The organism is Fructobacillus fructosus KCTC 3544, from assembly GCF_001438695.1.
Taxonomy (GTDB): domain Bacteria; phylum Bacillota; class Bacilli; order Lactobacillales; family Lactobacillaceae; genus Fructobacillus; species Fructobacillus fructosus.
This window is the reverse complement of the sequence record NZ_JQBH01000001.1, coordinates 26216-39733: the sequence shown is the minus strand read 5'-3', so window position 1 is coordinate 39733 and position 13518 is coordinate 26216. Positions and strand designations below refer to the sequence as shown.

Below are 13518 nucleotides of genomic sequence, written 5' to 3'. Positions count from 1 at the left end.
CCTTTTTACTAAGAAAAAAGGCATCGGTAACCTTTTGATTAATTCGAGTCGTTTCCTTTGTTAACTAGACCAATTCTAGTACCAATTTTGCTAGTTAAGTCAAGAAACCTAACCAATTTTTAGACAGTTTTTATTCTTTCAGCTATTATCATTAGCAAGGGGGATGGTGAATCGTGAAAAGTTCTGAATTACAACGAAATAAAGCTGTCTTGCCGATGTCGGTTGTCCGCGAACTGACTTTGCTATCCGATCGTCAAATTCGTTATTACGAAGAACACGGGTTAGTGAAGCCAGAACGGGGGAAGGGTGGCCAGCGACGCTTCTCTTTAAACGACATTGACCAACTCTTGCGAATTAAAGACCACTTAGATGCTGGTGATTCAACCAAGGATATTAAGGAGCTCTTTGATAAGGCAGAGCGCCTGCAGAAGGCCCGCGAAGAGGATGTCAATTCATCACTTCGTCGCTCTTTGCAAGATGAATTTGCCCAAATTGCCCGCTTTAATCAACCTTGAGTTGATTGACCAAATCAGACGAAAAACACGACATGGGGGATATGATGACACAGAAGTTCATGACAAAAGAAGAAATTAAGGCGCGTGTTGCAGAAGAAAACGTGGAGTTTATCCGTGTGACTTTTACTGACGTGTTAGGAACCATTAAAAACGTGGAAGTGCCAACGTCACAATTGGACAAAGTGCTCAATAATGACCTAATGTTTGATGGTTCCTCCATCGAAGGATTCGTTCGAATCAATGAATCGGATATGTACCTTTATCCCGATCTCTCGACTTTTTTAATCTTCCCATGGGCAACTGACGGTCACGGCGGTAAAGTCGCTCGTTTAATTGCCGATGTATACAACAAGGATCGAACGCCGTTTGCCGGGGATCCCAGAATTGCCTTGAAGGAAGCGGTAAAACACGCGCAGAAACAAGGTTTCACGGAATTCAACATTGGACCTGAACCCGAATTCTTCCTCTTTAAGTTGGACGAAGAGGGTAAGCCAACGATGGAATTAAACGATCATGGTTCCTACTTCGATTTGGCACCCCTGGACCGTGGTGAAGATGTCCGTCGTGAAATTGTGTTGGCTTTGGAAAAGATGGGCTTTGAAGTGGAAGCAGCCCACCACGAAGTGGCTGCAGGACAGCACGAAGTGGATTTCCGTTACGATGATGTTTTGGATGCCGCTGACAAGATTCAGACTTTTAAGCTTGTTGTGAAGACCATTGCCCGCGAAAATGGTTACTATGCAACCTTCATGCCAAAGCCAATTTCTGGTATTAACGGTTCGGGTATGCACATCAACATGTCATTGTTCAATGAAAACGGGAATGCCTTTGCAGGTCAAGACGACGACTACCTTGGTCTATCAGACACGGCCTTGAACTTCTTAGGTGGTGTTTTGAAGCACGCGCCGGCTTTGACGGCCATCGCCAACCCAACGGTTAACTCCTATAAGCGTTTGACACCTGGATTTGAAGCGCCCGTTTATATCGCTTGGTCCGCTTCGAACCGTTCACCAATGGTTCGTGTACCGGCTTCGCGTGGATTGGCTACCCGTTTGGAACTTCGAACAGTTGATCCAACAACGAACCCCTATACTTGTTTGGCGGCCATCCTTTCAGCCGGCTTGGATGGAATTGAACAACACTTGGAGCCAACGGCTTCTGTTGATAAAAACATCTACTTGATGGATGAAAATGAACGGAAGAAAGCGGGTATTAAGAATCTTCCGGACACTCTGCTCGATGCTTTGGAAGAGTTGGAAGAAGATAACGTGATTATTGATGCAATTGGTACTCATATCATCGATAAGTTTACTGAAGCAAAGCGCATTGAGTACACGTCTTACCGTCAGTACGTGTCAAAGTGGGAACTAGATAACTACTTTATGAATTACTAATAACCATTAAAAAAGTCGTCTGGATAAGTGTCCAGACGACTTTTTAAGTTAGCTACTAATGAATCTTCTCGTTACGGTAAATATTGAAGTAGAAGAGTGTACCGTTAATGGCCATAACGGCGGCAGTAAAGAGGAAAATTGCTCGATAATCAAAGGCAGAAGCAATCAGGGTTCCACACATTGGGCCAAGAACGGATCCAATTGACTGGAAGGATTGGTTGTAGGAAAAGACACGGGAAACCATGTCATCCGGGCTATTACGTGAAATCAATGTCTGGATAGCCGGTAGAAGGGTGGCATCGGCAATTCCAATTGAAAAGCGGAAGAAGAGTAGCCAGAAAACGGTCGTGACGAAGGCTGTCGGTACGAAAGCAATCACAGCAAGGACAAACCCCATCTGAAGCATGAATTTGGTACCAATTCGATCGCCAAGACGACCAAACCAAGAGGCGAAGATAAAGGTGGCACAACCTGGCATAGCCGCGACGACGCCCGTAATAAAGGTGACGTTACCGTGACCAGCAAGCACTTCACGGACGAAGAGCGCAACAATCGGGTTGATGGCCATGTTAACGATTTGAACTAACATCGTGGTGACGAAGAGCGCCAGGAGAATCCTCCGGTTTGGTAAGTCACGAAAACGAACGGTTGGTTTCTTCGCTTTTTCATCATCACTTAACTGGTCTGGACGTTCTTCTTGAACAAGTAGCCAGATGAAGAAAAAGACAATGACAAAGATGGTGGCAGTAATAAAGAAAATCTGTCGGTAGGATAGGAAGGTTGCGAGTGAACCACCAATCAATGGGCCAATTAGAGTACCACCGGTGAAACCAGTCACGACAATGCCAAGCGCACGTCCCACCTGATCTTTTGGTGTTTGCGTTGCGATGAGGGCGTTGGAATTTGACACAAAGCCACCTAAGGCGCCCTGCAAACCTCGTAGGAGAATCAGTTGCCAGACGTTTTGACAAAGACCGGTCAACGCCATCACCAAACCCAGTCCTAACGCTGCTCGCATCATCATGAGTTTTCGACCACTTTTATCAGCTAGCTTCCCCCAGAGGGGTGAAACAATTGCCGATACTAAGAAAGTCACGGCGAAGGCCGCTCCCGAATAAAAGTTTAACTGATCTTTTGTAAAGGAACCCATGCTTTCGATGTAGAGGGAAAGAAAAGGAATGATTTCGGAAAAGGCAGCACCAGTCATCATGACGGCCAACCAAATAATCCACATGTTGCGTTTCCAATCAATCGTTTTGCTTGTATTTGTCATGATGCCTCCAAAAAATGAATTCACTATTCCACTATCTTACTCTTTTTACTGTGATTTTTCAGGGAGAACGATGGTTGAAAACGAAGTGAAATGACGTTCTTTTATACAGCAGTTGTTGCTCCCTTTTTATAAAAAAGTCGTTTCAAGGGCGACGCATCGACAAGGTGTCAAACGGGACAATTCCTTGCTTGTGTCTCTTCTTTTATTCGCTTATAATGAAGATTATCTAAAAGTTAATGGCAAAAGCCGTTTGAAAGGGGGTTCCATGACAAAGCATAAGGATTACCAAGCGAAAGATGTCTTGACCATGGTCGCCGATTACCTGCCAGAGGACCAAGTAAAAGCAGTTACCGAAGCTTATGATTGGGCCAGCGAGCTACATAAGGAACAAAAGCGACAATCGGGCATCCCCTACATCGCACACCCTATTCAAGTGGCAGGCATTCTTGCTGAATTAAAGATGGATGGTCCTACCATTGTGGCTGGCTTCTTACACGACATTGTGGAAGATACACCTGTGACTTTGGAAGATGTCGTTGATAAATTTGGTCCAGTGGTGGGTCGAATTGTTGATGGGGTCACCAAGATTTCCAAAATTAAGTACCAAGACTCCAAGGTACAGTTGGCCGAAAACCACCGCAAGCTTCTTTTAGCGATGGCAAAAGACATCCGCGTGATTATCGTTAAGTTAGCGGATCGTCTGCATAATATGCGCACGCTGGATGCCCTTCGTCCTGACAAGCAACGGCGAATTTCACAAGAAACGCTTTCGATTTACGCACCATTGGCTGACCGTTTGGGTATTTCCGCCATTAAGTGGGAACTAGAGGATCTCTCCTTGTCATACTTGGAGCCGGATGCTTACCATAAGATTGCCAGTATGATGTCCATGAAGCGCGATGAGCGAATGGCAGTTATCCAGGAAGCCATCGGTCAAATTGAAGAAAGCATTGACGAATTGCACATCGAGGATGTTTCGGTATATGGACGTCCAAAGCACATTTACTCCATTTATCGTAAGCTTGTCGATAAGCACAAGTCCTTTGATGAAATCTATGATTTGTCAGCGATTCGGGTGTTAACGGAAAACTTAACGGATACTTACGCCGTTTTGGGGGCCATCCACGCACATTGGAAACCCTTGCCAGGCAGGTTTAAGGACTACATCGCCTTACCAAAGCCAAACGGCTACCAATCATTACATACAACGGTTATCGGACCTTCTGGTCGCCCCTTAGAAGTACAGATTCGGACGTACAAGATGCACCAAGTCGCTGAATTTGGTGTGGCTGCTCATTGGGCCTATAAGAAAAATAAAGGTTCTGATCAACAGGCCAACGTGACTGACCAATCCGAGCAGGTCTTAAACATGATTCAGGGAATCTTGGAGTTCCAGGAATCAGCAGAAGATGCCCAGGACTTCATGGATTCTGTGCAGACCGACCTTTTTGTTGATCGCGTCTATGCCTTTTCACCGGCTGGGGATGTTTATGAACTTGCGCAGGGAGCAGGTCCTTTGGACATGGCCTTTGCCATTCACACAAACGTTGGCGCTCACACGACTGGCGCGAAGGCAAACGGTCGCATCGTTCCCTTGGATTACCAAATCCAAAACGGTGATATCATGGAAATCCTGACCAGTCCGAACGCACAACCGTCGCGGGACTGGCTTGACTTGGTTAAAACAAGAAAAGCTCGCCATAAGATTAAGTCCTCTTTGAAGAAAAGGGATCGTGCTGATAACATCCAATCTGGTTTGGATGCTGTTACCAAAGAGCTCTTTGACCAGGGCTATGAAGCCAACGACTTTATTAGTGATGAAAAGTTGCAGGCTGTTGCGGATACTTTCCAATCCGGGACAAAGGATGATTTGCTAGCAGCCGTTGGTTACGGAGATTTGACACGCTTGGCGGTTGTTCGTGAGCTGACTAAATCACATCGTGAGGCCTTAGAGGCGAAGGAAGCCGCGGATCTTGAGAAGCGTTTGCTCGAAGAGGGTGGCGCCATTAAAAAAGAGAACCAGCCCTCCAAAGGAAAGCAACGAGAAGCTGAATCAGATGTGGTGATTGCCGGTATTGATAGCCTACTCGTTCACTTGGCTAAGTGTTGTACGCCGGTCCCAGGGGATTCGGTCACGGGTTACATTACGCAGGGGCGTGGTGTGGCAGTTCATCGCTTTGACTGTCCAAACATTCATGCTGCGCAAAAGGCGGGCGAACGACTGGTTGACGTTGTATGGGCAGACCCCAATGGACAAAGGCCTGACTACACCGCTGATTTAACGATTCATGCTGAAAACGAACCTGGTATCTTAAATACGATTTTGAAATCCTTAAATGCCAAGACCCGTTTCATCAAAGAGATTAACGGGCACGTGACGCGCGGTGGCATGGTCCAAGTACAGGCTTCACTCGGGGTTTCAAACTTGGCACAGCTAAATGGCATCATTGATTCTCTTAGTGCAACGCACTCTGTTTATGATGTTAAACGAACCATTCACTAACGATTAAAGGAGAAGGCCCTTGTTGACCCAACCGATTCGCTTGATTCCTATGAAGGTGGGAAAGTCACGAAAAATGATTTATTATGCCAGTGATGATAAACAATATTATCAAGGGGAGATTACACCGAAAACTGGCTATGATCTCGCGTTATTCATTTCTTTTCTGACTTCAGCAATTATTGGCACGGTGCTCTGGTTAGGCAAGTTTTTCTTTCCGATTCCCAAAATCACGGTGAGTAATCCAATTCTTTGGTGGTTTGCATTCGTTGTGACGACCATTTTACCTGCCTTTTTCTGGTGGATGGCCTATCGAACGGCGAAGAAACGGGTTGATAATCATCTTAATTTACAGCCTTTTCAACCAAATGATCAGCAAAAACGTTATTTAAAGAACAAATGGTCGTTCGAACGAGCATGGATCCTTTTCGTTTTGCTTCTGTTACCACCAACCACTTTACTCTTCTTCGTTCTTTACCTAGTTAAAATGAATTTGATTGACGCGGTCCTACTGACGCTGCACGGGACGCTTTTTCTTAGACGTTTGCAGCCAGGGATGTGGAAACGGTTGAAATTAGGTAGTCACTATTTGATGTAATAAAAGGCCCACCGGAAATATTTTCCGGTGGGCCTTTTTGAATATTCATTATTTTTTCAGCCAGTAAACTAAGCCAAATGGAATGGTGGATTCCTTTCCAGAAAGGATACGGCCGATGTTTTGACGATGTCGGTAGAAGACAAAAATGGTCAAAACGATGGCAATAATGGAAAGAATTAGATCATGGTAATAGAAAACGGACATGATCGTGGCAAAGGTGAAACCAACCATGGAAGCAACGGATACCATGGAGAAGAGCAACAGACAGGAAACAAAGACGGCACAAACCATCCAGAAGAGCGGCCCGTTGTATACGGAAAGCACACCGGCGGAGGTAGCGACGGCCTTTCCACCCTTAAAGCCAATCCAAAAAGAAAAGGTGTGACCTAGAATGGCAAAAAGACCAACGAGCATAACGTTGATGTTCAGTCCGAAAAAGCTAGGTAGCATGGCGGCTAACGCACCCTTAAGGATGTCTGCAGCAAGTACCACAGTGCCAGCTACTGGACCAAGAATTCGGAAGGCGTTCGTCGTTCCGATGTTACCAGATCCTTCTGTACGAATATCTTTATGGAAGAAAAGCTTGCCAATCCAATAGCCAGGAACTAGTGAACCGATGAGGTAGGCAAGGATAAAAACCATGATTGTTTTTTCCATTTTAAAAAACTCCTTTTTGAAACAGCAGCTAATATTTTACCATAAAAAACGTAGTATTTGCGGAATGGAAGGGGAGGTGGCGGGAATTAGCCTAGTTATGAAATAAAGGACATTGAAAAAACTGATAAAATTTTCTTGTTGTCAGTTTTTAATTTTTAATCTATTATTAAGTAGATTGCCAAAAGTGCTAGCTGGGCTGGCCTTTTGAAAACGAAGATAAAGGATGATTACTGTGACAGAGCAAAGACATTACGATTCTGATTCAATTAAAATCCTAGAAGGACTGGAAGCCGTTCGGAAACGGCCAGGTATGTACATCGGGTCAACTGACGGCCGTGGGTTGCACCACCTCGTATATGAAATCGTCGATAACGCTGTTGACGAAGCATTGGGGGGCTACGGAAACGAAATTGATGTCACGATTGAAGAAAATAACGCGATTACGGTGTCTGATCAAGGAAGAGGGATGCCGGTTGGCATGCATGCTTCTGGAAAGCCGACTCCTGAAGTTATTTTGACCGTTCTCCACGCTGGTGGAAAGTTTGGCCAGGGGGGGTATGCAACCTCTGGTGGGCTACACGGTGTTGGCTCTTCCGTTGTTAATGCCCTGTCAGAATCTTTAAAGGTGACAATCGTTCGTGATGGTCACCGCTTTGAAGAAACCTTTGAAAAGGGTGGCAAGCCGGTTGGCACACTAATTGACTTGGGTGCAACAAAAGATCACACGGGAACAACAGTGACTTTTAAGCCGGATGCTTCCATCTTTTCCACAACGGTCTTTAAGTTTGACACGTTGGCCGAACGCCTTCGCGAAGCTGCTTTTTTGATGTCAGGGGTGCGTTTTACTTTGACGGATAAGCGTGTCGATCCCGTTCGCCAGGAAGTCTACCATTATGAACATGGGCTTCAATCCTTCGTTGATTTTTTGAACGAAGAAAAGGAAGGCCTTGGACCGGTCATGACTTTTGAAGGGGAAAGCGACGGCATCGTCGTTGACGTGGCTGCTCAGTATAACGATGGCTATTCTGAAACCCTCTTATCCTTTGTTAACAACGTTCGCACGCAAGACGGTGGTACTCACGAAGCTGGGTTCCGGGCCGCTTGGACGAAGGCCTTTAACGAATACGCTCGCCGCGTAAACTTGTTGAAGGAGAAGGATAAGAACCTGGAGGGCTCCGACGTTCGTGAAGGGTTGTCAGCGGTAATCTCCCTCCGTGTCCCAGAAGAAATTCTGCAGTTCGAAGGACAGACCAAGGATAAGTTGGGGACAACGGAAGCTCGTGGTGCCGTTGATTCTGTTGTGAATGACACGTTAGCCCGCTTCCTACTTGAAAACGGGGACTTCGGACAGAAGATTGTTCGCAAGGCGCTCCGTGCTCGTGAAGCTCGTGAAGCCGCTCGTAAGGCCCGTGAAGAGTCTCGAACTGGTAAATCTAAGGGCAAGAAGGAACGTCTTTTGTCCGGTAAGCTGGCGCCTGCCCAATCGAAAAACGCCGACAAGAACGAACTCTTCTTGGTCGAGGGGGATTCGGCCGGTGGTTCGGCTAAGCAAGGTCGTGACCGTAAGTTCCAGGCCATCTTGCCGCTGCGTGGGAAAGTCTTGAACACCCAGAAGGCCAAGTTGGCTGATATTTTGAAGAACGAGGAAATCTCGACTTTGATATACGCCATTGGTGCGGGTGTTGGGCCTGACTTTAACATTAAGAACGCTGCTTTTGATAAGGTCATCATCATGACCGATGCCGATGACGACGGAGCACACATCCAGACGCTCCTGCTCACTTTCTTCTATAAGTATATGCGACCTTTGATTGAAGCCGGTAAGGTCTATATCGCTTTGCCACCGCTTTACCGTGTGAAGTACCGGGGAAAGAAAGCCGATTCCTTTGCCTGGACTAACGATGAATTGGCTAAGATTACCTCCGAAGCCAAGGTGAAGTACGAGCTGACCCGTTTCAAGGGTCTTGGTGAAATGAACGCGACCCTGCTTTGGGAAACAACCATGGATCCCGAGTCCCGGACCTTGATTCGCGTGAAGATTGATGACGCCATGTTAGCCGAAAAGCGAGTGACAACTCTAATGGGTGATAAAGTCGACCCACGTCGTCAGTGGATTGAAAAAAACGTCCAGTTTACCCTTGAAGAAGAGGGATCCATTTTGGACAACGTGGCAGGGGACTCTGATTCAAGTCAGGTCTTCGACCAAGTGATGGCTGGTAAGAATCCGCACGTCGAGAGCGAAGCTGCGGAAGTCGAACAGATTGCTGAAAATAGTCCAGCAGCACAAGCTGAAAGGGCCGAAGAAGAAAGTCTTTCAAAGCAGTCATCTTCAAATAAGTCAACTGATAAAAAGGATGATCGTCATCCCCAAAACAAGAAGGATCCCGAAAATTTCGAGAACCTTGACCTGTTTTAATTACTAAAAAACGAAAGGATAGGGAAATCTCCATATGGCAGACCGCATTACTGAGCTTTCATTAGAAGCCGTCATGGGCGAACGCTTCGGTCGCTATTCGAAATACATTATTCAGGAACGAGCCCTGCCCGACATTCGTGATGGATTGAAACCAGTTCAACGTCGTATTCTCTACGCAATGGATCAGGATTCAAATACTTATGATCATCCATACCGAAAGTCTGCTAAGGCCGTTGGAAACATCATGGGTAATTTTCACCCGCACGGTGATTCGTCAATTTACGAAGCCATGGTTCGACTTTCGCAAGACTGGAAGGTTCGCGAACCACTGATTGACATGAATGGGAACAACGGATCGGTTGATAATGATCCGGCCGCAGCCATGCGATACACCGAGTCTCGTTTGGCCAAGATTTCTGGCGAAATTCTAAAGGATTTGGCTCAAGATACCGTCGAAATGGTTCTGAATTTCGATGATACGACCTATGAGCCAACCGTCCTCCCATCTCGTGTTCCTAATCTTTTTGTGAACGGCGCAACGGGAATTTCTGCTGGTTATGCGACGGATATTCCACCACACAATTTAAAGGAAATTAACGATGCGTTGATTTACCTGTTGGATCATCCTGGTGCTCCTTTGGATAAGTTAATGGAATTTGTAAAGGGTCCTGACTTTCCAACTGGTGGCATTATTCAGGGTGTTGACGGCATTAAGCAAGCTTATCAAACTGGGCGTGGGCGTGTGGTTGTCCGTGCTAAGACCGAAGTCACCCCGCTAAAGGGTGGTAAGCAAAAGATTGAAATCACTGAGATTCCGTACGAAGTGGTGAAATCGAACTTGGTCGCCAAGATTGACGGCATTCGTTTAAATAAAGAAGTGGCTGGTATTTCCGAAGTTCGGGATGAATCGGACCGAGAAGGAATGTCTATTGTCATTGAATTGGCAAAGGATGCCTCGGCTGATGGTATTTTGACCTACCTCTTTAAAAAGACGGATCTACAGATCTCATACAACTTCAACATGGTGGCGATTCACGATCAACGACCGGTTTTGGTTACCTTGCAAAATGGCTTGACGGCCTTTTTGGATTTCCGAAAGGACGTTGTTTTAAAGCGTTCGGCCTACGATTTGAAGAAAGCACAGGCTCGTCAACACATTGTTGAAGGGTTAATCCGAATGCTGTCGATTCTAGATGAAGTGGTGCAAACCATTCGCTCGTCAAAGAACCGTAAGGATGCGACGCAAAATTTGATTGACCAGTATGACTTTACGAAGGCTCAAGCCGAAGCCATCGTGACGCTACAGCTATATCGTTTGACGAATACTGACGTGACACAACTACAAGATGAGCACGATGAACTAGCAAAGAAGATTGCAGACTTGCAAAAGATTTTGAATGAAACAGCTGCTTTGCATAACGTGATTCGGAAAGAATTGCGGGCGGTATCGAAGGAATATGCCACGGAGCGACAAACGGTCATTGAGGACGAAATCGAGTCGTTAGTCATTGATACTGCCGTGACAGTTCCAGATGAAAACGTACGTTTGTTGCTTTCGCAAAACGGGTATGTGAAGCGTTCATCATTACGATCCTTTAAGGCGTCTGCTGCTGAAAACGGATTAGCTGATGATGATCCGGTTATCTTAAATGAAACGGTCAACACCACCCAACACTTGTTGGCCTTTACCAACATGGGGAACCTGATTTATCGTCCCGTTTATGAAATTGCCGATTTCAAATGGAAGGAACCGGGGGAACACTTCTCACAGACTTTGTCAAATTGGGATTCTGATGAACTCATTTTGTCCGCGTTGGTTGTCGATAATCCTGAAACTGATCAGCAGTTGCTGATGGCATCAAACGACGGCTACATCAAGCAATCAGTTCTGAAGGATTTAATTCCAAAGGCCTATAAGAAAAAGTCCGCCGTGGTCATGAAGCTGAAAACGGCTGCTTCTCGCTTGATTCAGGTACAAGTTGTCAATGATAAGCAAGAAGTCATGACGTTATCCACCAATGGCTTAGCCCTGCGCTTTGCAGTTTCGGAAGTGCCTGTTGTTGGGGCCCGTACCGCTGGTGTAAAGGCGATGAAGTTAGTCGCTGACGACCAGGTAGTCGCCGCCTTAGTACTCACTAGTCAGTCATCTTACTTGGCTTTGGTAACCAACCAAGGAACCTTCAAGTACTCACGATTGGACGAAATTACACTGTCCCATCGAGCAAACAAGGGAGTGCAGGTATTATCGCCACGTAAGACGGTTCACTATGCCATTGCTGCTGCGACGGTTATTCCTTCTGACCAGTCTGTTCTAAGAATTACAACAGACCGCCTAAAGACTTTTGACATCCAATTGCAAGACCACGGTCTATCCAACCGAACGGCGAACGGTTCGGCTTTGTTGAAACCATCGTCGGATGGCCAGGCACTGTCAATTGAACCCTTAGATTTACAAGAAGAGGGCTAGAAATTCGGTCGCTTTTCTTGATACAATAGGGATGTAATGATGCGGGTAACCGCAATGAGGAGAAAATTTTTCATGGCAAAGATTCAAGTTTTTGGACACAAGAGTCCGGATACGGATACCATTGCATCAGCAATGGCAGCCGCTGATTTATTGGCACAACAAGGTCTCGATACCGAAGCCGTTGCACAAGGTAAGCCCAACCAAGAAACGCAGTATGCGTTAGACCACTTTGGCTTGCAAGCCTTGCCAATTATTGACAAGGCGACGACGGAAGAAGTTGTCTTGGTTGACCATAACGAAGCAGCACAGTCAGTGGATAACTTGGCTGATGTGACGGTTTATGGCATTTATGATCATCACAAGTTTAATTTTCAGAACGCCACGCCTTTGTACATTACAGCAAAGCCATGGGGATCTGTATCAACCATTTTGTACTATGAATACCTCAAAGCTGGACTGACCATTCCAGCAAAAATTGCCGGTATGTTGGTTTCTGGTTTGATTTCGGACACCCTCTTGTTGAAGAGCCCAACCACAACGGATGTCGACCGTGCCGCCTTGCCTGAACTGGCTAAGATGGCGGGCATTGATGATGTTGATGCCTACGGATTAGCCATGTTGAAGGCAGGAACTGACTTGTCTTCGAAGTCCGATGAAGACTTGTTGGAAGGGGATGCCAAATCCTTTACGATGGGCGACCATGACTTCCGAATTGGTCAAGTCAACACGGTTGACATTGACGAAGTGTTGAAGCGACAAGCTGACCTTGAAAAAGCAATGAAAGCTTCTGGTTATGAAAACTTCTTGTTGGTCATTACTGACATCTTGAATTCAAATTCTAAGGCGCTTTACCTTGGTGATACGGCCGCTGCCATCGAAAAGGCATTCGGTAAAAAGCTTGATGACAACGTGATTGACTTGCCAGGTGTTGTTTCACGTAAAAAGCAAGTGGTGCCACCATTGCAAAAGCAATTCTAAGTTGTTATTTGTGGGTAACTTTTTAAGAAAAAGTTAAAAAGACCCCTTTACAGTGTGTAAACAAGCATGTATAATACTATTTTGTATTGACAAGCAAATAAATTTTTTATCAAAATTCTAAAATCTGAGGAGCTGGACTATGCGTATTCATGTCGTATTAGGCAATGACGAAACTGGGGAGCGTATTTACTTGACGTCAAAGAACCGTCGTAACACGCCTGACCGTTTGGAGTTAAAGAAGTACTCACCAAAACTTCGTAAAGTTGTAACGTTTAAGGAGATCAAGTAATGGCTAAGAAATCAAAGATTGCAAAGGCAAAGCAACGTGAAGCAATGGTTGCCAAGTACGCTGACAAGCGTGCTGCTTTGAAGGCTGCCGGTGACTATATTGGTTTGGCTAAGTTGCCAAAGGATTCATCACCTGTTCGTGTTCACAACCGTGACCGCATTGATGGCCGTCCACACGGTTACATGCGTGAATTTGGTTTGTCACGTTTGAACTTCCGCCAATTAGCACACAAGGGTCAAATTCCTGGTGTTCGTAAGGCTTCTTGGTAATTTGAATGTTAACCACAGCCTTGCTGTGGTTTTTTCTTTACTTCCTTGCTTTTCGGTCGTAAATCAACTATTATAAGGGTAAGTTAATTTACAGTCGTAAATGAGCGGGTCGAGCAGATTGACCGGCTCATTTTTTATGGCAAGAAATCGAAAGGGAGATCA

11 protein-coding genes are annotated in these 13518 nt (G+C 45.7%); 9 read left to right on the top strand and 2 right to left on the bottom strand.

The window, feature by feature from the left end:
* The first annotated feature begins 173 nt into the window (after window positions 1-173).
* Window positions 174-515 carry a MerR family transcriptional regulator gene (locus IV71_RS00205; RefSeq protein WP_010692053.1) on the top strand — a complete coding sequence of 114 codons (342 nt, stop codon included), beginning with the start codon at window positions 174-176 and terminating at the stop codon, window positions 513-515.
* A 44-nt stretch (window positions 516-559) separates the two neighbouring features.
* A complete protein-coding gene (glnA, locus tag IV71_RS00200; protein ID WP_010692054.1) occupies window positions 560-1909 on the top strand; it encodes a type I glutamate--ammonia ligase in 1350 nt (449 codons plus the stop codon).
* A 55-nt stretch (window positions 1910-1964) separates the two neighbouring features.
* On the opposite strand, the gene IV71_RS00195 is transcribed toward glnA, so the two are convergent.
* Window positions 1965-3182, bottom strand: coding sequence for an MFS transporter (locus IV71_RS00195; protein ID WP_010692055.1), 1218 nt, complete (start codon window positions 3180-3182; stop codon window positions 1965-1967).
* A gap of 265 nt (window positions 3183-3447) precedes the next feature.
* Here IV71_RS00195 and IV71_RS00190 point away from each other — a divergent pair, with 265 nt between their 5' ends.
* Complete coding sequence (locus IV71_RS00190; protein ID WP_010692056.1) at window positions 3448-5685, top strand: RelA/SpoT family protein; 2238 nt, start codon at window positions 3448-3450, stop codon at window positions 5683-5685.
* Between the two features lie 19 nt (window positions 5686-5704).
* Complete coding sequence (locus IV71_RS00185) at window positions 5705-6280, top strand: hypothetical protein (RefSeq protein ID WP_010692059.1); 576 nt, start codon at window positions 5705-5707, stop codon at window positions 6278-6280.
* A 48-nt stretch (window positions 6281-6328) separates the two neighbouring features.
* On the opposite strand, the gene plsY is transcribed toward IV71_RS00185, so the two are convergent.
* On the bottom strand, window positions 6329-6937 hold the full coding sequence (plsY, locus tag IV71_RS00180) for a glycerol-3-phosphate 1-O-acyltransferase PlsY (protein WP_010692060.1): 609 nt from the start codon (window positions 6935-6937) through the stop codon (window positions 6329-6331).
* A gap of 232 nt (window positions 6938-7169) precedes the next feature.
* Here plsY and parE point away from each other — a divergent pair, with 232 nt between their 5' ends.
* The 5 genes from parE to rpsN all read left to right on the top strand — a co-directional run bounded on the left by parE (window position 7170) and on the right by rpsN (window position 13356).
* Window positions 7170-9353: a DNA topoisomerase IV subunit B gene (parE, locus tag IV71_RS00175; RefSeq protein WP_081460900.1), complete on the top strand. Its 2184-nt coding sequence runs from the start codon at window positions 7170-7172 to the stop codon at window positions 9351-9353.
* 34 nt (window positions 9354-9387) lie between these two features.
* Entirely contained in the window at window positions 9388-11820 is a 2433-nt protein-coding gene (parC, locus tag IV71_RS00170) for a DNA topoisomerase IV subunit A (protein ID WP_010692063.1), read from the top strand.
* A gap of 72 nt (window positions 11821-11892) precedes the next feature.
* Window positions 11893-12798, top strand: coding sequence for a manganese-dependent inorganic pyrophosphatase (locus IV71_RS00165; RefSeq protein ID WP_010692064.1), 906 nt, complete (start codon window positions 11893-11895; stop codon window positions 12796-12798).
* Window positions 12799-12937: 139 nt separating this feature from the next.
* Window positions 12938-13087: a 50S ribosomal protein L33 gene (rpmG, locus tag IV71_RS00160; protein ID WP_002815032.1), complete on the top strand. Its 150-nt coding sequence runs from the start codon at window positions 12938-12940 to the stop codon at window positions 13085-13087.
* Window positions 13087-13356: a 30S ribosomal protein S14 gene (gene rpsN, locus IV71_RS00155; protein ID WP_010692065.1), complete on the top strand. Its 270-nt coding sequence runs from the start codon at window positions 13087-13089 to the stop codon at window positions 13354-13356. Before rpmG ends, rpsN begins: the two co-directional genes overlap by 1 nt.
* Window positions 13357-13518: the final 162 nt, after the last annotated feature.

Excerpts from the sequence above, each read along its gene's own strand:
- rpmG (WP_002815032.1), top strand. The coding sequence starts at position 12,938 with ATGCGTATTCATGTCGTATTAGGCAATGACGAAACTGGGGAGCGTATT.
- IV71_RS00195 (WP_010692055.1), bottom strand. The coding sequence starts at position 3,182 with ATGACAAATACAAGCAAAACGATTGATTGGAAACGCAACATGTGGATT.
- IV71_RS00165 (WP_010692064.1), top strand. The coding sequence starts at position 11,893 with ATGGCAAAGATTCAAGTTTTTGGACACAAGAGTCCGGATACGGATACC.
- rpsN (WP_010692065.1), top strand. The coding sequence starts at position 13,087 with ATGGCTAAGAAATCAAAGATTGCAAAGGCAAAGCAACGTGAAGCAATG.
- IV71_RS00190 (WP_010692056.1), top strand. The coding sequence starts at position 3,448 with ATGACAAAGCATAAGGATTACCAAGCGAAAGATGTCTTGACCATGGTC.
- glnA (WP_010692054.1), top strand. The coding sequence starts at position 560 with ATGACACAGAAGTTCATGACAAAAGAAGAAATTAAGGCGCGTGTTGCA.
- plsY (WP_010692060.1), bottom strand. The coding sequence starts at position 6,937 with ATGGAAAAAACAATCATGGTTTTTATCCTTGCCTACCTCATCGGTTCA.
- parC (WP_010692063.1), top strand. The coding sequence starts at position 9,388 with ATGGCAGACCGCATTACTGAGCTTTCATTAGAAGCCGTCATGGGCGAA.